19 protein-coding genes and 1 tRNA gene are annotated in these 19,818 nt (G+C 62.2%); 9 read left to right on the forward strand and 11 right to left on the reverse strand.

All coding sequences use genetic code 11. The features are described from left to right. Positions 1-52 precede the first annotated feature (52 nt). The 3 genes from mscL to NRY95_05245 all read right to left on the reverse strand — a co-directional run bounded on the left by mscL (position 53) and on the right by NRY95_05245 (position 1,691). Positions 53-472, reverse strand: coding sequence for a large-conductance mechanosensitive channel protein MscL (mscL, locus tag NRY95_05235; protein ID UYC17368.1), 420 nt, complete (start codon positions 470-472; stop codon positions 53-55). A 114-nt stretch (positions 473-586) separates the two neighbouring features. Beyond that, positions 587-1,294, reverse strand: coding sequence for a fumarylacetoacetate hydrolase family protein (locus NRY95_05240; GenBank protein UYC17369.1), 708 nt, complete (start codon positions 1,292-1,294; stop codon positions 587-589). Positions 1,295-1,415: 121 nt separating this feature from the next. Continuing rightward, entirely contained in the window at positions 1,416-1,691 is a 276-nt protein-coding gene (locus NRY95_05245) for a hypothetical protein (GenBank protein UYC17370.1), read from the reverse strand. Positions 1,692-1,973: 282 nt separating this feature from the next. Between NRY95_05245 and NRY95_05250 the strand changes: the two genes are divergently transcribed. Beyond that, positions 1,974-2,315, forward strand: a complete 342-nt coding sequence (locus tag NRY95_05250; GenBank protein UYC17371.1) for a Rieske (2Fe-2S) protein — start codon at positions 1,974-1,976, stop codon at positions 2,313-2,315. Positions 2,316-2,322: 7 nt separating this feature from the next. Here NRY95_05250 and NRY95_05255 read toward each other — a convergent pair whose 3' ends face one another. From NRY95_05255 to thiS, 4 genes are all read right to left on the reverse strand, one after another. Next, the gene (locus tag NRY95_05255; GenBank protein UYC17372.1) at positions 2,323-4,191 is read right to left on the reverse strand and encodes an SLC13 family permease; all 1,869 of its coding nucleotides are present in this window, start codon (positions 4,189-4,191) and stop codon (positions 2,323-2,325) included. Between the two features lie 66 nt (positions 4,192-4,257). After that, positions 4,258-5,046: a tRNA (guanosine(46)-N7)-methyltransferase TrmB gene (trmB, locus tag NRY95_05260; protein ID UYC17373.1), complete on the reverse strand. Its 789-nt coding sequence runs from the start codon at positions 5,044-5,046 to the stop codon at positions 4,258-4,260. Between the two features lie 10 nt (positions 5,047-5,056). Continuing rightward, on the reverse strand, positions 5,057-5,851 hold the full coding sequence (locus NRY95_05265; GenBank protein UYC17374.1) for a thiazole synthase: 795 nt from the start codon (positions 5,849-5,851) through the stop codon (positions 5,057-5,059). 67 nt (positions 5,852-5,918) lie between these two features. Beyond that, positions 5,919-6,119 (reverse strand): sulfur carrier protein ThiS, encoded by a 201-nt coding sequence (thiS, locus tag NRY95_05270; protein UYC18511.1) that lies wholly within the window; start codon positions 6,117-6,119, stop codon positions 5,919-5,921. 153 nt (positions 6,120-6,272) lie between these two features. Between thiS and NRY95_05275 the strand changes: the two genes are divergently transcribed. The 7 genes from NRY95_05275 (at position 6,273) to NRY95_05305 (ending at position 13,966) form a co-directional block, all read left to right on the forward strand. After that, on the forward strand, positions 6,273-8,093 hold the full coding sequence (locus NRY95_05275; protein ID UYC17375.1) for an autotransporter domain-containing protein: 1,821 nt from the start codon (positions 6,273-6,275) through the stop codon (positions 8,091-8,093). Positions 8,094-8,366: 273 nt separating this feature from the next. Beyond that, positions 8,367-8,440 (forward strand) — tRNA-Gly (locus NRY95_05280). Positions 8,441-8,670: 230 nt separating this feature from the next. Then, positions 8,671-10,527: an integrase arm-type DNA-binding domain-containing protein gene (locus NRY95_05285; protein ID UYC17376.1), complete on the forward strand. Its 1,857-nt coding sequence runs from the start codon at positions 8,671-8,673 to the stop codon at positions 10,525-10,527. Positions 10,528-10,629: 102 nt separating this feature from the next. Then, a complete protein-coding gene (locus tag NRY95_05290; protein UYC17377.1) occupies positions 10,630-10,989 on the forward strand; it encodes a hypothetical protein in 360 nt (119 codons plus the stop codon). Between the two features lie 232 nt (positions 10,990-11,221). Next, positions 11,222-11,659 carry a hypothetical protein gene (locus tag NRY95_05295; GenBank protein UYC17378.1) on the forward strand — a complete coding sequence of 146 codons (438 nt, stop codon included), beginning with the start codon at positions 11,222-11,224 and terminating at the stop codon, positions 11,657-11,659. A gap of 154 nt (positions 11,660-11,813) precedes the next feature. Further along, positions 11,814-12,068, forward strand: coding sequence for a hypothetical protein (locus tag NRY95_05300; GenBank protein ID UYC17379.1), 255 nt, complete (start codon positions 11,814-11,816; stop codon positions 12,066-12,068). A 248-nt stretch (positions 12,069-12,316) separates the two neighbouring features. Beyond that, positions 12,317-13,966, forward strand: coding sequence for an ABC transporter ATP-binding protein/permease (locus NRY95_05305; GenBank protein ID UYC17380.1), 1,650 nt, complete (start codon positions 12,317-12,319; stop codon positions 13,964-13,966). Between the two features lie 83 nt (positions 13,967-14,049). Here the strand turns inward: NRY95_05305 and NRY95_05310 are convergent, their stop codons facing one another. After that, on the reverse strand, positions 14,050-15,348 hold the full coding sequence (locus NRY95_05310) for an MFS transporter (GenBank protein UYC17381.1): 1,299 nt from the start codon (positions 15,346-15,348) through the stop codon (positions 14,050-14,052). 299 nt (positions 15,349-15,647) lie between these two features. Here NRY95_05310 and sbnA point away from each other — a divergent pair, with 299 nt between their 5' ends. Beyond that, positions 15,648-16,649, forward strand: coding sequence for a 2,3-diaminopropionate biosynthesis protein SbnA (gene sbnA / locus NRY95_05315; GenBank protein ID UYC17382.1), 1,002 nt, complete (start codon positions 15,648-15,650; stop codon positions 16,647-16,649). A 57-nt stretch (positions 16,650-16,706) separates the two neighbouring features. Here the strand turns inward: sbnA and NRY95_05320 are convergent, their stop codons facing one another. The 3 genes from NRY95_05320 to NRY95_05330 are packed head-to-tail and all read right to left on the reverse strand — an operon-like array spanning position 16,707 to position 19,818. Next, positions 16,707-17,888: a PLP-dependent transferase gene (locus NRY95_05320; GenBank protein UYC17383.1), complete on the reverse strand. Its 1,182-nt coding sequence runs from the start codon at positions 17,886-17,888 to the stop codon at positions 16,707-16,709. 44 nt (positions 17,889-17,932) lie between these two features. Beyond that, the gene (locus tag NRY95_05325; GenBank protein UYC17384.1) at positions 17,933-18,964 is read right to left on the reverse strand and encodes an extracellular solute-binding protein; all 1,032 of its coding nucleotides are present in this window, start codon (positions 18,962-18,964) and stop codon (positions 17,933-17,935) included. 20 nt (positions 18,965-18,984) lie between these two features. Then, the gene (locus NRY95_05330) at positions 18,985-19,818 is read right to left on the reverse strand and encodes an ABC transporter permease (protein ID UYC17385.1); all 834 of its coding nucleotides are present in this window, start codon (positions 19,816-19,818) and stop codon (positions 18,985-18,987) included.

The following is a 19,818-nucleotide window of genomic DNA, read 5'->3' on the forward strand; positions in this document are numbered from 1 at the left end:
CGACAGGGGAAGCCACGAGCTTAGCAGCGCGTGGCGCGCCTGCGCGCTGCAGTCACTGCGGCGTGGCGTCGTGCTTCAACGCATCGCGGATTTCGCGCAGCAGCAGCACTTCCTCGCTCGGCGCCTTGGGCGCGGGCGGTTCCTTGCGCGCGAGGCGGTTGATCGCCTTGACCAGCATGAAGATGGCGAAGGCCACGATCACGAACTGGATGATGGTGTTGAGGAAATCGCCGATGCCGATCACCACCGGCGGCACTTCCTTGCCGGCCGCGTCCACCGTCGCCGCCTTCAGCGTCCATGCCCAGCGCGAGAAATCCACGCCGCCGGCGAGCAGGCCGATCGGCGGCATGATGATCTTCTCCACCAGCGCGGTGACGATCTTGCCGAACGCGGCGCCGAGCACCACGCCGACCGCCAGGTCCAGCACGTTGCCGCGCATGGCGAATTCCTTGAACTCGCGGATCATGCCCATGGAAGGTTCCTCGAACGTTGCGCGGGCCTGTCGCCGCCGTGCAAGCCTAGCGCAGTCGCTGTCGTTCTCGGATCAAGCCGCGCGTCGATCGCCTGCGCGCGACGCGCGGCGCACTCAAGCGACGATCACGCCATGGCGCTCGGCGACGTTTTCCAGCCGCGCGCTGAAGCGATCGCCCGGCTGCAGCGCGGCCACGCCGGCCGGCGTGCCCATGAACACCAGGTCGCCGGCGCGCAGCGCGAACAGCTTGGACAGTTCGTGCAGGATCTCCGGCACGTTCCAGATCATCTGCTCGAGCAGCGATTGCTGGCGCACCTGGCCATTGACCTCCAGCGACAGGTTCAACGCCTCCAGCGCGCCGACTTCGCCGGCCGGGATCAGCTCGCTGATCGGCGCGGAATGGTCGAAGCCCTTGGCGATGTCCCACGGCAGGCCCTTGGCCTTGGCCGCGGCCTGCAGGTCGCGCCGGGTCAGGTCCAGGCCGACGCCGTAGGCGAGCACCAGGGCGGACGCATCCTCAACGCCGAGCACGCCGGCCGGCGCATCCTGGCCGAGCGCCACCACCAGTTCCACTTCGTGGTGCAGCTCCTGGGTCGCGCTCGGGTAGGGGATGGAGTCGCTGCCGATCACCAGCGCATCGGCCGGTTTCATGAAGAACGTCGGCTGGCCGCGCTCGGCCTTCGAGGCCGGCGCGCTGGCGCCCATCTCGCGCGCATGGTCGGCGAAGTTGCGGCCCACGCAGTAGATGCGATGCACCGGAAACAGCCCCAACCCACGCACAGGCACGCGCGGCGCTTCGGCAGCAGCAAACAGGTCTTTCATCGGGCACGCATCCAGAGAAGAACGGGATGCAGCAGTTTAGCGCGTCAGGCTCGACCCGACTCCGGCAGGCGAGAGGGCATCGCTTTCACGATTCCCCAATCCCCATTCCCCAATCCCGGCCTTACAGCGGCAACGCCGGCTTGCGCAACACGCGGTACTCGCCATCGACCACATGCTGGCGTGCCGAGGCCGGACGCTTGTTGCCGCGTTGGCTCAGCAGCTTCATCGCGATGCCGCCGAGGATCATCGCCGCACCGACGAACACGCTGACGAACACCAGCCCGGCGAGGATCGCCAGGCCCAGCAAGCCGACGGCCAGTTTCACCAGCGGATGGCGCGGCTTGCGCGGCGCGAAGACATGCCGGAACTGATCGAAATTGAAAGCGCGTACACGCATGGCAGAAGTCTGTGTCAGTTGGAACCGAGGGCGCAGTATCGACGCTGTCTTCTGTGACGGAGTGAAAAGTTCGTTAAGCGAAAAATTAACACTTGCCCGTTCAATGTCTTGCATGGCGTTGTGGCTGGTGTGCGGGACTCGGGACTCGGGACCGGGAGAACGGAAGTCGGTAACGCGTCAGATCGCGCTCTGCGCTGTTTCGAGTCCCGGGTCCCGAGTCCCGAGTCCCGCCCAAACGGACATGCAAGAATGGCGGCCCTTTCCGCGCTGCCGCCGTCTTCCATGACCGAGTCATCTTCCGCCGTGCTGGCGCAACTGGAGCAGATCGAGCCCGGCAACCTGGTCGAAGCCGAGGCCGCGATCGGCGGCGAGATCGAATCGCTGCTGCTGTACCGCGACGGCGACGGCGTGCGCGCCTGGTTGAACGTGTGCCCGCATGCCGGGCGCCGGCTCGACTGGGCGCCGGGACAGTTCCTGAAGAGCCGCGAAGGACACGTGGTCTGCGCGGCGCACGGCGCTGCGTTCGAATTGCAGCACGGCAGTTGCGTGTCCGGGCCATGCCGCGGCCAGAGCCTGCTCGCGGTGCCGGTGACGGTGCGCGAGGGCCAGGTGTTCCTGGCGTGAGTGGCGCCTAGAACGCGCCCCACCAGGCCATCGACATCAGGTTGACCATCAGCACCACCACCGCGGTATAGATCAGCGACAGCGGCGCGCCGACGCGCCACAGTTCGCGCGGCTGATAGTTGGCCGGGCCGGTGATCATCGAGATCACCGGGTTGGACGCGGTCATCAGGTTGTTGGACGCCGACAGCGCCACGATCAACGCGAACGCGGTGGGATTGCCGCCGGCGGCCAGCGCCAGGTTGACCGCGATCGGCACCATCACGATGGTCGCGCCGACGTGGCTGATCACCAGCGAGAACGCCGTGGTCAGCAGCGCCAGCGCGATCTCCAGCGCCCACACCGGCACGCCGTCGGGCAAGCGCGCAATGGTGTGGCCGGCGACCCAGGCCGCCGCGCCGCTGCTGTCCATCGCCCAGCCCAGCGGGATCAGCCCGGCCATCATGAAGATGGTCTTCCAGTTGATCGAGGCGTAGGCCTCGTCCATGCGCAGCACGCCGGTCAGCAGCATACCGGCCACGCCGGTCATCAGCGTCAGCGCCACCGGCAGCTTGCTGGTCAGCGCGATCAGGATGGTCAGCGCGAAGATCGTCATCGCGATCTTGAACTTGTGCGGGCGGTGCTCGCCCTTCGGATAGTCGGTGACCACGACGAAGTCGCGGCTCTCCGAGGCCTGCGCCAGGTCCTGCCAGATGCTGTGGAACACCAGCATGTCGCCGGCGCGCAGATGCACCTTGCGCACGTCCTCGCGGATCACCTGCTTGTCGCGGTTGATCGCCAGCAGGCTGATCCCGGCCTGCTTGCGCAGGCGCAGCTCGGCCGCGCTCTTGCCGATGAAGCGCGAGGTCGGCGGGATCACCGCCTCGGAGATGCCGGCGCGGCTGGGATTGAACAGGTCGCCCAGGTTGCGCAGCCGCGAGGACAGGCGCAGGAACTGGTTCTGCGCGAAATCGGCCACCTGCTGGCGCGCGCCCATCACCCCGAGCACGCTGCCGACCCAGATGCGCATGTCCGCCGGCGGCGCCAGGCGGGTGTCGTTGCCGGTCTTCAGGGCCAGCAGCAGCGGCGCGTCGTGCACCGTCTCGGCCTCGCCCAGGGTCATCCCGACCAACGGGCTGTCGGCGCTGACGATCAGCTCGAACACGTCGCCCTCGATGCCGTAGGTGCGCGCGAAGTAGCTCTCGGTGCGCGCCGGGGTGACCCCGTTGTTGATCAGCTGTTCCTCTTCCATCAGCGTGCGGTCGCCACGCACGCGGAAGTAGACCAGCGACGCCAGCAGCAGCGCCACGCCGATCGGCAGCGGCGCGAACATGCGCAGCGGCTCGATCGTGGCCATGCCCGAGGGCAGGTTGTTGTTGGCCGACTGCAGCAGGTCGTTGAGCAGGATCAGCGGCGAGTTGCCGACCATGGTCAGCGCGCCGCCCATCACGATCGCCGCGGCGATCGGCAGCAGCAGGCGCTGCAGGGTCAGCCCGGTGCGCGCGGCCAGGCGCGAGGCCACCGGCAGGTACAGCGCCATCACCGACGGATTCTGCATGAACGAGGAATTGAGCCCGGCGATGCCGGTGGTCAGCAGCATCAGCCGCTCTTCCACGCCGTGCGCGCGGCGCAGCAGCCACGACGCCAGCCGGTTCAGCGCGCCGGTGCGCTCCAGCCCGGCGCCGAGGATAGTGGTGGCGATGATGCTCATCACCGCGTTGCCGGAGAAGCCGCTGAACAGCTCTTCCGGCGCGATCAGCCCGGTGACGCCGAGCACCACCAGCACCACCAGCGCGACCACGTCGGCGCGGATGCGCTCGAACACGAACATCGCCATCGTGAAGCCGACCAGCCCGAGCACGAGCTTCATATCGGTGGTCAGCGTCAGCGCGGTGTCCATGCGGGGCCGGGAATGGGGAATCGGGAATGGAGAATGGCAGAAGCGATGGTCTGACGCAGGCTGGCGCTATGCGGATGCCGGGGGTGGTGGTTGCTGTTCCGATTCCCCATTCCCTACGGCCGATTCCCGGTCGTAAAGCAAATCCCACACCCCATGGCCCAGCTTCTGGCCGCGGGTCTCGAAATGGGTCTGCGGGCGCCAGTCCGGGCGCGGCACGTGGCCGCGCGGGCCGGCGCGGTTGACCAGGCCGGCGGTGGCATCGAGCACGTTCCACATCTGCTCGGCGTAGTCGGCCCAGTCGGTGGCCGCGTGCAGGCGGCCGCCGGCGCGCAGCTTGCGCACCAGCAGCGCGGCGAACGCCGGCTGCAGCAGGCGGCGCTTGTTGTGGCGCTTCTTGTGCCACGGGTCGGGGAAGTAGATGCGCACTTCGTCGAGCGCGCCGTCGGCGATCTCGTGCTCCAGCACTTCCACCGCGTCGTGGTGGTACAGGCGCACGTGGTCGCTGCCGTCGGCGGCCAGCGCGTTCAACACGCGGCCCACGCCGGGGGCGTGCACCTCGATGCCGATGTAGTCGCGGGCCGGGTCGTGGCGTGCGGCGAAGCGCAGCGCCTCGCCGTTGCCGAAGCCGATCTCCAGCACCTTGCGCGCGGTGCGGCCGAAGGTGGCGTCGAGATCGCGCGGCTGGCCGCTGTAGTCCAGGCCGAAACGCGGCCACAGCTCGTCGAACGCGCGCTGCTGGGCGGGGGTGAAGCGGCCCTGGCGCAGCACGAAACTGCGCACCTGGCGGCGGCCTTCCTCGATGGTGAAGGGCTTGGGCGGGGTCTTGGCGCCGGCGCTGGAGAACGGATCGGTCATGCGCGTGGCCTCAGCCGATCAGCCCGTCGACCGGCGACGACGCGCTGGCATAGCGCTTGCGCGGAATGCGCCCGGCCAGGAACGCCTCGCGCCCGGCCTCGACCGCCTTGCGCATCGCGCTGGCCATCAGCACCGGGTTGCGCGCGCCGGCGATGGCGGTGTTCATCAGCACGCCGTCGCAGCCCAGCTCCATCGCGATCGCCGCGTCCGAGGCGGTGCCGACGCCGGCGTCGACGATGATCGGCACCTTGGCGTTGTCGATGATCTCCAGCAGGTTGTAGCGGTTCTGGATGCCCAGCCCGGAGCCGATCGGCGCGGCCAGCGGCATCACCGCCACGCAGCCGATCTCTTCCAGGCGCTTGGCCAGGATCGGGTCGTCGCTGGTATAGACCATCACCTCGAAGCCGTCGGCGACCAGGATCTCGGCCGCCTTCAGGGTCTGCACCACGTCCGGGAACAGGGTGCGCTGGTCGCCCAGCACTTCCAGCTTGGTCAGGTTGTGGCCGTCGAGCAGTTCGCGCGCCAGGCGGCAGGTGCGCACCGCGTCCTCGGCGCTGTAGCAGCCGGCGGTGTTGGGCAGGATGGTGTAGCGCTCCGGCGGCAGCACGTCGAGCAGGTTGGGCTCGCCGGGGGTCTGGCCGATGTTGGAGCGGCGGATCGCCACGGTGACGATTTCGGCGGCGGCGGCCTCGGTGGCCTGCCGGGTCTGTGCGAGATCGGGGAACTTGCCGGTGCCGGTGAGCAGGCGGGAACGGTAGGGCTTGCCGGCGATCACCAGCGCGTCGTGGGGGGCGGGAGCGTTCATCGCCGGATTATCGCCCATCGCACCCGGCGCTGCCGAGTCGGGAAAGGCGCATCGCGCCGCGCGGGATTCAGCCGCCGCCCAGCGCGTGCACGATCTCGACCCGGTCGCCGTCGTGCAGCGCGTGCGCGGCGTGCGCGCCGCGCGGCACGATCGCGCCGTTGACCTCGACCGCGACGCGGCGCTGCGCCAGCCCTTCCTCGATCAGCAGGGCGGCGACGGTGGTGTGGGGTTGCACGGGGCGGGCCTGGCCGTTCAATTCGATGTTCATGTCATCATTGTGCAATGCGTGCCGCCGGGTGCGCGATTTATTGCGGCAGTGCAACGTGAGCGTGAGGGGCAGAGGTGAAATCATGTCGCCATGCGGCTGCGTATGTTCTGGCCGTGCCCCGAGTCACCTTCATTATCGCCCGGGAGGGCATCCATGACTTCGTCCATCCGTCCACTCCGTTCGTTGCTGGCCGCCGCGATCGTGCTCGCCGCCGCGCCCGCGTTCGCGCAGCAAACCTATAGCCGCACCGTGTTCTTCGGCGACAGCCTGACCGACGCCGGCTACTACCGGCCGCTGCTGCCGGCCTCGGCGCAGGCGGTGACCGGCCAGTTCACGACCAATCCGGACTGGGTCTGGGCGCAGTACATCGCCGACTACTACCACGTCAACGGCCACGCCAACGGCAACGGCCAGATCGGCGACAACTATGCCGCCGGCAACGCCCGCGTCGGCGTGGCCAACCCCAGCGCGCTGGGCGTGGCGCCGTCGCTGGCGACGCAGGCCAGCAACTACCTGGCCGCCAACGGCGGCAAGGCCGACCCGAACGCGCTGTACAGCGTGTGGGGCGGCGCCAACGACCTGCTCGCGGTGGCGGGCGGCGCACCGGCGCAGAGCACCATCGCCAGCGCGGTCACCTCGGAAGTGGGCATCGTCGCCAGCCTGCAGAACGCCGGCGCGCGCTACGTCATGGTCACCACCATCCCCGATGTCGGCCTCACCCCGCGCTTCCGCGCCGGCGGCGCCACGGCGATGGCGCAGGGCACCGCGCTGGCCAGCAGCTACAACAGCGCGCTGTTCGCCGGGCTCAAGAGCGCCGGGCTGCAGGTGATCCGGGTGGATACCTTCCACCTGCTGCAGGAAGTGATCGCCAGCCCGTCCACCTACGGTTTCAGCAACTACACCGGTACCGCCTGCCAGCCGCAGATCACCGCGCAGTCGCTGACCTGCAACCCGACCAGCTACGTCAGCGCCGACGCCGCCGACAGCTACGTGTTCGCCGACGGCATCCATCCCACCGGCCGCACCCACGAGATCCTGGCGCAGTACGCGTTGTCGATCCTGGAAGGCCCGCGCCTGCAGCAGGTGCTGAGCCACTCGGCCGAAGTCACCGGCCGCTCGCGCGCCGACCAGGTCGCCTGGCACGTCGACGGCCGCCCGGAAGCGGACGGCATGCGCTGGTGGGGCAACCTGCGCGGCGACATGCAGCGCTATGCGCACGGCGACCTGTACGACGGCCTGGCCCCGGCCGGCCTGTTCGGCGTGGACTGGTCGCGCGGCGAGTGGGTGTTCGGCGGCTTCGGCGGCTTCGGCCGCGTGGATGCCGACTTCGGCAACCGCGGCGGCGACTACACCCAGGACGACAGCACCCTGGGCGGCTTCGCCGGCTGGTATGGCGAGCACGCCTGGGTCAACGCCCAGGTCAGCTACAGCTGGCTCAGCTACGACGTCAAGCGCAAGGTCAACCTCGGCCCGGCCACCATCGAGCACAACGGCTCGCCGGACGGCAGCAACCTGACCGCGGCGCTGCAGGGCGGCTACGAGTTCGGCGAGGGCACGTTCAAGCACGGCCCGGTGGCCGCGGCGATCTGGCAGAAGGTCAAGCTGGACGGCTACACCGAGAGCAATCCCAACTCCAGCGCGCTGGGCTACTACGACCAGGACGTGGAGTCGCTGGTCGGGCGCATCGGCTGGAAGGCCGGCCTGGATCTCGGCGCAGTGAAGCCGTACCTGCAGGCGACCTACGACCACGAGTTCAAGAAGGGCGAGCAGGCCACCGCATGGCTGCAGACCATGCCCGACCTGGGCGCCTACGCGGTGCCGGGCCTGACCATCGACCGCAACTACGCCTCGGTGGTGCTGGGCGCGCGGACCAGGCTGTGGGGCCTGGAAAGCAATGTCGGCATCGCCGCCACGACCGGCCAGAGCCGCGCGCACGACACCTCGCTGTTCGTGAACTTCGGCGGCAGCTTCTAAACGCGGCACTGCTGTCGTCATTCGCGCCCGGCCATGCGCCGGGCACGAGGGAGTGGCGGCAACGGGCGCCGCCGAAACGGCTCCCTGTGGGAGGGACTTCAGCCCCGATGCCCTATCGACAAGGCGTCGGGGCTGAAGTTCCTTCGCACAAAAGTCCCGCCGGCAACTACCGGCATGGCGATGGCTCGGGTACCGGCGCCACGTCGCTGCAGCCTGGTCGCGCCGGTTTCTTGCGCAACCGCCGGCCCACCGCATAGACTGCACACCGGCAACGCGGGCGTAGCTCAATGGTAGAGCTGTAGCTTCCCAAGCTACTGACGAGGGTTCGATTCCCTTCACCCGCTCCAATTCGAGTTCTGCCGAATTCCATTGAATTCTGCAAGTCACTGAAAGAACAGCGTTTTAGCCACTCTTTCAGTCCAGCGAAGTCCACCGGAAACCGCTGACAGCCAGGACTTTTAAGTCCATTTTTAAGTCCAAAGTAAGCGGGCGCGGCTGATTCCGGATTGATGCTGGTAGGAGCGAGGCCGACGAGACAAGCATCTGGTCCTGACGCAAGTTCAGGAGCTAGAACAGCATGCCACTCTCAGATTTGGCAGTTCGGCAAGCCAAAGCCACCGGCAAGCCCTATACCCTCAACGATACTGACGGGCTATCGCTTGCAGTGTCCCCTATCGGCGGCAAAGCCTGGCACTTCCGCTACTACTGGCTGGGCAAACAAAAGCGCATGTCGCTCGGCAGCTATCCCGAGGTCACTTTGCGAGAAGCGCGGGCGTTGAAGGACGAAGCGCGTGCTCTGGTCGCCAAGGGCATCAATCCTCGTGCGCATCGCAAGCAGAAGCGCTCCTCCGCTCGCTTGGCTTGCGAAAACACCTTCGAAGCTGCCTTCCGTAGTTGGCAGGCCCATCGAGCTTTGACGCTGAAAAAAGGCCGCAACACCGCCGTCTCGCAGGCTGACCGCTTGTTCAAAAACGATGTTCTGCCCACGCTTGGCAAGCGGTCGATCTACGACATCCAGCGGCACGACCTGCTTGATGTGCTAGCGAAGATCGAACGCCGCAAGGCATTCTCGCAGGCAGAAAAGCTTAGAGGCTGGTTCAACCAGATGTTCCGCTTCGCCTTGGTCAAGGTGCCCGGCCTGCAACACAATCCGGCATTCGATCTGGATGTCGTCGCGATCCCGGCCCCGCCTGTACGCCACAATCCGCACCTGCGCCTTGAAGAATTGCCCGAGTGCTTGCGCATGCTGCGTAACTACCCTGGCCGACTGATCACGCAGCTCGGCCTGCGGATGTTGCTTTTGACCGGGGTGCGGACGGGGGAGTTGCGCTTTGCGACGCCGGCTCAGTTCCATCTTGATCAAGGCCTGTGGATCATCCCGCCGGAGGTAGTGAAGCAATTGCTGACGAAGATCCAGCGCGAACGGCTCCGACCGGGCGATATCCCGCCCTATATCGTCCCGCTGTCGTTGCAAGCCCAGGAAATCGTTCGTCACCTGTTGGACGACTTGAAGCCGGCGCAGATCTATCTCTTTCCCAGCGACTGGAGCCTCAGAAAGACCCTCAGCGAGAACACGCTCAACGCGGCGCTCAAGCGCATGGGCTTCAAGAACCGCCTAACCGGGCACGGCATCCGGGGGACCCTCTCCACCGCCCTTCATGAGGTGGGCTATCCGGAAAAATGGGTGGATGCGCAATTGTCCCATGTCGATCCGAACGCGGTTCGTGCGACCTACAACCATGCCGAATATGTCGAACAGCGGCGACGCATGATGCAGGATTGGGCCGATCGCCTCGACCTGTTGGAACAAGGTCGAGTGGAAGAGGCAAGCCAGCATTTGCCGTTCACGCCGGAGGGCATGCAGATGCTGACCACGATGCCCGCGATGAACTGGCCAACCGCGCCAGCGCCTACCTCGTCTCCGATTGCGTCAGACGGCTCATCCCAGCCAATGCCCGCCGCGGCGAACTCGGCGATCACTGTTGCCAGGCTGTCCGCAGTCCGTCTGCCGGTAACGGCCTTGCAGTCGGAGTTGTCGCAGGACCAGAAGGCCCGCTTGGCGCGGCTGTCGGTCTTCAACTCTGCGCGGATGTTGCCGCTCCCGGTATTCGCCAAGGCGGTCGGGAAATCGAAGCGCTGGATTGCATACGAGGTCCGGGCCGGCAAGCTGCTCGCCTTGAGCATGGGCAATCGCGGAAAGCGCATACCGGACTGGCATTTGGATCCGGTGAAACATCACCTGATCCAGGCCGTTCTCAAGTACGCGCGCGATGCCGATCCGTGGCTGGTCTACGATTCGCTGACCCACTCATGCAGGACGCTGGAGAACCGTGCGCCCATCGATGCAGTCGAGCGTGCAAACGTCCACGAGGCCGCGATGGCAGCATGCATGTTCCTCAGAGAGGCCGATCCGTTCCTGGCCTCGGTGGCCTGAGACGCATGGCGAAGACGTCCAAGAGACCATCATGGCGGCGTGTGCCATCGATGAAAGCACTACTGCCATGGCACAATCGTCGCCTGACCTGGCTGAAGATCTATGGACAATTTAGAGTGTCGCCTCACTCAGATGGAAAGCCGCCTCAATGCCCTGGAAGCTGAGGGCAAAGCGCTCGAACAGTTCGTCGTGGCGGTGATTAGTAGCCATCCGCAGCCGGTGATGTTGCTGGCTATGATCGAGGCATTGATCAGCAAGTTACCCGATGCTCTTGACGTCCCTGCTGGACAGGAGGAACGTGGTCGTGTGCTGTCCCAGCTTCTGGAAATGAAGCGACTTGCTGAGGTCGCAATCGGCAGCCGAAAGACGTTGAACGAGAAGGTTGAAGCTCGCCGGCAAGCACAGCAAATTGAGGAGTTAAGCGCTTCAGCCGCATCAGGGGTGCATGACCGGAAGGTGTAGGGCAGTGCCTGTCCAGAATTTTCCCGAAGTCATCATGGACGTGCTCCCCGTTTTTGGGGGAAAGCGATCTCCCTGTGCTCCAGTATCCGTAGCGGTAGAACGTTCCTATGTTATTGAGACGGCCATGGCCGAGGTTGCAAAAGCGGTCCCTCTAACAATGCGGGATCGGGCTTCCGCTGCGGTTCGGAGAATACTATAGTGGGGTGGTGGGGCCGCACAGTGGAGAATATCGATGTTTGCTATTCTGATGACATTTGCAGCAGTCATGGCAGGTGCAATTCCATCCCCGGATCAGGCCGGGGGAACGGCCGTCCCGACATTCGCTAGTTCGACGGAGAAATACGAACAGGTTTGGCACGTCTATAACACGGAGCTGGCGAAGCAATGCGGGGACAAGCATCTCGAATGGCTGGCTCCCGCAGAACTTCGAGATGCGCTGGACGACTACAAACAATCCGCGTCAAAGGCTTTCGCGCAAAAAATGACTCGTGCAGAGAAGCGTGAATGCCGGAATGTCGTAGCCGGGGCGTCATGCTCCAATGTAGCCGACATCAAGATCGCTGAGCAGGCCCATCTGATCAGGCAGGTCACGAGCCAAGTCTGTAGAGAATATGCGCAATGCCGGGAGCAGTCGGATTGCGATCGCGCGGGCGTTCCCTTTTCGCGCTGATACTGCCCACTGTGAAGGTAAGGGCTCGGCTGGCGTAAAAGGCCGTTGCAGAATGTCGGCTTCACGAGACCATCGCCAAAAGCCGTCTGGCCGAAGTCCACCAGGCATTGCCGTTCCTCTGGTCCCGCCTCACTCTCAAACTGAATTTAAAGAAATGCGCCTGATCGACTACGCGGAACTCGATGCTGCGATCATCCATACGATCGCCAACTGGGCAGGGGACTTCGCTCGGATTAATCAACGGGTTAAAGACATCGCTGAGCCTTTGGCAACGCCTGATCGTTGGGGCCGCAGAAACACAGAGCGACTTGTCGATCGGCGGGTGCAGGCTCTGCAAAAAGCGGGTGGCATCCGTTACGGCGGCCGCGACTGGCATGTTGTCGACAAGGAGCAATCGGCGCCGAGATGAGTCGGCCTGAAAGGAATAGAGGCGTGGAGGCGGGGGCGGTTGACGGGACCGAAGGCTGATGCCATCCGAGTGCCGCTTTGTGAAACGCCGATTCTTCCATAAGTCAATGAAAAGTGCGGCCTGGGGACTCGGACGCTCTACCCATTGTTGGTACTGTAGGCCAAAGTGCTGGCGGGGTTTGGTGGTCGCTTCGGCTCTAACCCTTCGCTCCGACGATGTGCTTATCCAGAGGAGGTGTCTAGCCGACAATGACCAAGCCGGTTGTCTTTACCCCGATCCGCGAAGTCCTCACCGCGTACTGGAGATCCGACCGCTGGACCTTGTTGCTGGTGGCCTTGGTCGTTCTGCTATCTAGTGCCGCAAGTGTTGCAGCTCCCTATCTCTTTTCCCGTCTCATTGACCGGTTGCCACAGGGGAGTGAGATCACCGCAATAGCTTGGGCATTTGTAGCCTATGCCCTGCTGTTGGGTGTCAGTTCGGCATTGCAACACATGGTGCAATACCTCTCCTTCATGAGCGCGGAGAATCTGGGTTTCATCACCAGCACTCGCTTCTTCCAGCAGCTGTTGAAGAAGACGGCCGTCTTCTTCATTGAGCACAATCCGTCGGAAATCCAGTCGGCCAGCGAGAAGGGTCGCAACGCGCTCACCGTTCTGGTGCAGCTTGGTCTCATCGTCTTCATTCCTGGCATCACTCAGATCCTGTTGACGTTGGTTACCCTCGGCACGCTGATCAACCTGCAGATCGTGTTGATCGTCGTCGCCTACGGGACAGGTGCCGTGATCCTGACCACCATCGCAACGCGGCGGGCCCGGGTGTTCCTTGATGCCGCCGTGGCGGCGGGTCAGGCGAATGCCCGGTTCGTCGGCAACGCGATGAATGCCATGGAGACCCTGCGGCATTTCGGCAGCCATCACTGGATGAGCCGGCGCTTCACGGAAAAGGCCAAGGAAGTTCGCGACAACTGGCGGGCCTATGTGCTGCAACGCGTGGGTTACATTGCCGTGCTCGGACTGGGCCTGAGCATCCAGTTCGCCGTGACGTTGCTGCTTCTGTTACCGCGATACCAAGTTGGCGAACTGTCCATCGGCGACATGGTGCTGTTCAACACCTTATTGCTTCAGCTCAACATGCCGTTCGAAATGATTGCCCACGCCATCGACGACGTGGCGCGTTCCCGCGCCGCCCTCATGCCGCTGGCGATAATGTGGTCCGCCCCCGAGGAACGGCAGGCTTCGCACGACTCGACCTTTACGCCTGTGGATGGCCGCGTGGTGTTTGAGGATGTCAGTTACGCCTATGGCAACGGCCGCGGCATCGAGCGCATCTCTTTTTCGGCCGAACGTGGTTACATCACGTTCCTCGTTGGCGAGACTGGATCTGGCAAGTCAACCGTATTCAAGCTGGCTCTCAAGTCGCTTGAGCCAGAAGGCGGTCGCATCCTCGTTGATGGCGTCGATCTCATCGGGATCGACCGCGCCGACTGGTATGGAGCGATCGCCGTCGTGCCGCAGGACGTGATGCTGCTCAATGAAAGCTTGGCAGACAACATCCTGCTCGGGCGTCCTCGTGATGAGGATCGTCTTCGCCGCGCAGCCGAAAAGGCGGCGATCTTCTCGTTCATAGAAGCCCTGCCTGACGGCTTTGAGACCGCGGTCGGCGAACGCGGTCTGAAGCTGTCAGGCGGAGAGCGCCAGCGCATTGCCATTGCCCGAGCGTTCTATGGCGAGCCAGCTATCTTATTCCTGGACGAGGCAAGCTCAGCACTCGACGAGGCTACCGAGCGCGACATCATGGAGCATGTTCGAGCACGGGCAGCGGACGTCACTGTTCTCGCGATCACCCACCGGCAGACCGTAATAGGCAAGACCGATAAGATCGTTGATCTCCGCAGCTGAAGGTCATTTGCGGCGGGATTTCGACATGTCGCCGTACTCCAGTGAATCGGGTCGCTCCAGCAGCGCGGTTCGTCGTCTGTGGACTAGTATCGCTTGTTCCTCCACCGGCTCAGAAGCCAGCAGCGGTCTGTGGCCCATGGCCGTGCGGTAGAAGGTGGATGCATTCCCGGCGGACGCCATTCGATTGCGCCGAGAACGGCTAGCGCAGTGAAAGATATCACGCTTGCCGCCAGCGCCACGAGCACCGCGCCTTGCGCATTCCACTTCTCTAAGGCAAAAGCAAACGCGATGGGTGTCGCTGCGCTGGCCAAGTTCTGAGATGTGGCGAGGAGACCGGCCCACCTCCCAAAATGCATCGCACCGAAAACGAAGTACGGAATGGCGGCACGCGCCACGACCATGAGCGCATTTGAAACGGCAAACAGAACAGCGAATCCAGCTGCTGCGGGATAGCTGATGGTCCCAGTTGTTCCAATCGACAGAAAGAGAATGAAAATCGCCAATGGAAGGAAGCCTGCGCCCACCAAGCCTGACACAATCGGATTGACAAGGTTTCCGGCGATGATTTGTGTCGCTCGGACCATGACCTGAATTGGACCGACAGCGCTGGTCAGAATGATCGCGGCGTCTTGAGATAAGTTGGCAGCAGTCAATATGCCAACCAAATGCAGGGAAAGTCCTGTGGTCACAAAAATATTGAATGCCAAGCTCACGGATAGTACGGTGAAAGCGGTGCGCGCAGCCCTGTCAAGGGCCGGCTCCGAGAAGGGTGAAGTATTTTCGGGGACAACCATATTGCCTTGGCGCGAGAATCTTGGAAGCACAAACCAATGCAGTGGCATACAAATCAACAGATGAAGCCCGCCAATCATTAGCGCGGCCGGTCTCCAGCCAAAGGATTTTCCAACAGCATAAATGGCGGGCAGACAGATGGTGCCGGCAAGACCCGTGGCTAGGATTAAAATCGTGAAAGCCCGCTGTGCCTTGTCCAAAGCGGCTTGTGCTAACGCCGCATACGCTGCGTTGGAAAGTGACGCGGCCAACATGCCTCCAAGCAGAAGCCAAGAGCCGAGATAGTGGAAAAGCGTTTGAGCAGTTGATAGTGATAAGAAGCTTGCGGCGGCTAGCAGGGAGCCTAGCACCATGATCGGCCGCGCACCTTGTGTATCAATTTTTCGTCCAATCCATGGGGCGATCAATGCCCCGACGACGTACATCGCGGAAACGCCGCCAAATATGTATTCCAGCCGAGTTCCAAGGCTTTTTGCGATCTCCTGGCCCATAGCTGCAGGAAAGTAGAGGGCTGATCCCCAGCCGATGATCTGGGTTATCCCCAAGCCAAGAGCAGTGGTATACCATCGTCTTGGCTTCCACATCGCCATCCCCTTGACAGGTAGAGATATCGCCCCGCCCCGCTGACCGAGTCAGCGTAGATCGCGAAATCTGCGGCTCCTAGAATACCCAAATTGGATGCATTCGAGGGGCGATTAAGGCGGCCATGAAAATTGTCTAGTTTTCGCGCCATGAATCTTGATGCGGTGCACGAAAGTCAGCCTCTCGTCGGGTAAAGGTCTACGTTTCGCACCAAGAGGCAGTAGTTCCCCATGTTAGTGTTCGATGCCGCCTGCGGTTTGAATTTCTCGATGCACTTCGGATAACTCTCATGGAATAGGGGTGTGCGATGATTGGCTCAGGATTGGATGATCTTGTTTGCGACAACGTTTTTCTCGATGTGTCACAGTGCCTTGCGGGGAATGAAAATAAAGTTTACATCAAAATAGAGGGGTTCAATCCGGCGGGTTCCATTAAAATAAAGGCCGCGAAATATCTGCTGGAAGATGCGTTTCGAAATCATCTGACGCTCACCGGCGTCATAGAATCATCGTCGGGCAACCTCGGAATAGCTCTGGCGATGCTTTGCGCCGCGCGGGGCATCCCGTTCGAATGCGTGGTAGATGCAAATGCTTTGGAAGACAAAGTTGCACTGATCCGATACTTCGGCGCAAAAGTGATGATTATTACGCAGCGAGATGCGAATGGCGGCTATCTTGGGACCCGGATCGATTACATCAAGAACAAGATAAAACAAGAGAAGGGCCTTGTCTGGACGAATCAGTACGCGAACCGAGCCAATATTCTTGCCCACTACAACTCGACCGCAGCGGCAATAGTAGAGGAATTTCAGTCGATTGATTATCTATTCGTCGGAGCCGGAACGACTGGTACGCTTTTTGGGTGCACGAAGTATTTCGCTGAATTCTCGCCCACGACGAAGGTAATCGCGATCGACTCTGTAGGTTCGGTGACATTCGGTGGACCGCCCGGCGCCAGATTCATACCCGGAATCGGGACGAGTCAACGGCCGGGGTTCGTTGAACAAGATAACATTCCCCCAGCCGATATCATCTATGTCCCGGAGCAGGAGGGATTACAGGTTTGCAGAAAGTTCTCCAGGCAGACGGGGCTACTTGTTGGCGGATCGACCGGTAGCGTAATCGCTGGGTTCGAAAGGTACGTCGCAGAACGTGGCATCCGAGACGCCAAGGTTGTACTGATCTCTCCAGATCTGGGTCATGCGTACTTATCGACGATCTATAGCGACGAGTGGGTGCATAAATACTTCCCTGTGGCATCTGACAACGGTCCGGGCGCGCCGCCACAAGTGCCGCTGCTTCCCGCGTAGCGGCCACCAACCACAGAAATGCGCAACGTTAAAACAGCGCATCAGAATCACTGACGATCAGCGGGCCGCAGGATCGTGGATCAGCGCATCAAGAAAGGCCTTGAGGTCGTTCTGGAGCTCCTCTTCGTCCTCCACTCCCACGCTGATACGTACGACTGGTGAAGTCTTCACCGCGGCAGACGCAACTGATCGTTCAGAGTCGAGCGACAAAGGGGCGATCAGGCTGCGTGTTCCTCCCCAGGAGGCACCGATAGCAAAGATCGAAAGATTACCGAGAGCGTCATCGAGACGTTGGCCAGCGTTGGGCTTTAGCGCGATGCTGAAGACCCCGCTGGCTCCCTCGAAGTCGCGGAGCCAATGCTCATGTCCAGGGCATTCGGGTAGGGCGGGGTGCAGCATCTTGAACACTGCAGGATGTTCTCGAAAACGATGAGCCAATCGCTCGGCCACACCTCCGACATGTCGGAGGCGTATATCTAGGGTCTCAATGCCACGTAAGGCGAGTGCTGCCTCGTCCGGAGACACGCCGACACCAAGAAGGCGTAGGACATCACGGATGCGGGTTCTCAATTCCATGTCCCTGACCGTGATCGATCCCATAAGCAGGTCGGAGTGGCCGCCGATGTATTTCGTGAGCGCCTCCGCGACAATGTCAGCGCCAAGGTTGAGTGGTTTGCAGAGCAGCGGAGAGGCCCAGGTATTGTCACAGCCGACCAGCACACCCCGCGCTTTCGCTTCTCGGGCTATCGCTGGAAGGTCCTGTACCTCCATGCTGCCGGAGCCTGGAGATTCGATCCATACCAGTCGGGTGTTGCCTTTTATCATCGCGCCGATTTGACCGCCGAGAAGCGGATCGTAGACACGATGCTGGATGCCGCGTGGGGCGAGGAATTCGGCGCAGAACGCCCTTACCGGGCCATAGACAGTATCTGGAATCATCACTTCGTCGCCCGGATCGAGCAGAGCGATCATTGGCACAGTTACCGCTGCCAGGCCAGAGGGGACGAGATGCGTGCGAACGCCATGATGCAGAGCACTGATCTGTGCCTCAAGTGCTCTTGTCGTTGGCGTTCCATAAAGGCCATAGGCGTAGCCATCCGCCCCGCGGTCTTTTCGCCGAGCAAAGCTCTCGGCATTGGGATATACGATAGTTGACGCCCGGTAGGTCGGTACGGAAAGGCTCTCGAACCCTTCCATGGAGACTTCGGGGCGATGAACACAACGGGTGCTGTCCTGCAAGTATCTTCCTCCGGTTCGGCCCTGCCGCAGTCGTGTGGTTCGAGTTATTTTTGGAGCCAAGTGTTCCAACGGTCGAGCATCACCGGTCGGTTGGCATTGATCCACTCGAAGTCAGGAATAATGAGGGAGGCGTAGACCTCGGGCTTCAGCGGCATTTTGGCCTGATCTTCTGGAGACATCTTCTCCATTGCCGCGGTGCTTGGTGGCGTGCAGCCAAGATTTGTACAGTGGCGCGCCATGCCATCGACCGAGTTCTCAATGAAATTCAGCAGCTGGAGCGCGTTGGCTTTGTTCGGTCCACCTTTCACAAGCGTGGCTCGGTCGGATACCAGTACGCCTTCTTTCAGCGAGAATTTGAGATTGCGGCCCTCTTTCAGCAGTACGCTGGCGCGTGTTTGCCAGACCATGCCTGCCACATACTCACCCGTGCGATAGCCCTGTTGGCTCGCGTCCCCGGTCTTCCACCACAGCGAGATGTAGGGCTTAAGCTCGTCTAGTTTTTTGAGCGCACGGTCAATGTCGAGTGGGAAAAGCTCGGATGGTGCCACGCCATCGGCAACGAGTGCAGCCGCCATAACGCGCCAAGGATCATTGAAGTTAGGGAAGGTGCGCGCTCCGGGGAACCGCTTGACGTCCCACAGTTCGCTCCAGGTTGTTGGGCCACCGTTTGGCAGCTTGTCGCCGTCCCATACGATATAGGTGAGGCCGGAGTTGAGCTGCACACCGGAACTGTCGCAAGCGCCCTTCAGCAGATCTTTTCGTTCAGCGAAGGCTTGGCAAAAGGTGCCCATCTCCTCAGTCATGACGCGCACGTCATTGCTGTGAGCCTCAATATCACCGAGTACCGCGATGTCCCACGTGACCGCTCCAACTTGGTTCATCGCTTTCAACTTGGTGATCTGTTCCTGCGCCGATGCTGTAACGACTTGCACCCTAATCCCGGTCGCTTTGGTGAAGTCATCGAAGAAATTTTTGCGCAAGCTTTGCTCGTAGGCGCCGCCGGTCGCCGCCACCACGACCGTCTCCTCGGCTCGGGCTGGCACCGTCGCTGCGGTAGCTAGGAGGAGGGTTGCCATAACTGCATATGCTGACGTTCTCATACCGAAATCTCCTCTTCGGTTGTTGTCGGGGGCTGGTGCTTCTTGATGATTGCCGCTGCCGCCATAGTCACCACCGAGACCGTGATCATGATCGTGGAGACGGCAGCGATGACGGGAGTAAGATTGAAGTCGATGTCTTCGAAGAATTTCCGCGTAAGGGTTTTACCCCCGACATCGGAGAGGAAAAGCGACACGGTCGCTTCATCGAAGGAAGCAAGGAAAGCGAAGATCGCACCGGCGGTGATTCCCGGCCAGATGGATGGTAAGACCACATCGAAGAAAGCGCGTGTTCGCGATGCGCCGCAGTTGAGTGCGGCGAGTTCCAGCATCGGGTCGAAGCCTCGGAGCGCAGCGGATACGGTGATAACCACATATGGCACGCCGAGCATCGTATGAGCGAGCAGGAAGCCGGTGGTTGTGCCCACCAGTTGCAGGGGCGCGAATGCCAGGTAGAGCGCGATCGCCAAAACGATGTGGGGCAGAACGAGCGGACTCAAGGTCAGTGCATACAGCAGACTCGCCCCTGGCAGACGACTCCTTGCTAGTGCGACAGACGCTGCGGTGCCGATGAGGGTTGCCCCGATCATTGCCCCGGCGGCAATCTTCAGGCTGAAAAACGTGGCATCAATCCAGTCGGGATCGGTCAGGTAGCGCTCGAACCATTTAAGGCTAAAACCGCCGGGGGGAAACTCGATGTACTCGGCTTCGCCGAACGACATCGGAATAACGACCAGTGTCGGCGTTACGAGGAACAGCAGGACAATGCAGACGAAACAAGCCAGCGCTACATCACCGCCAAGACGTCTGGCAGTGTCCAACACGATCGACAT

The sequence above is a fragment of the Xanthomonas campestris pv. phormiicola genome, assembly GCA_025666215.1.
Lineage (GTDB): Bacteria > Pseudomonadota > Gammaproteobacteria > Xanthomonadales > Xanthomonadaceae > Xanthomonas_A > Xanthomonas_A campestris_A.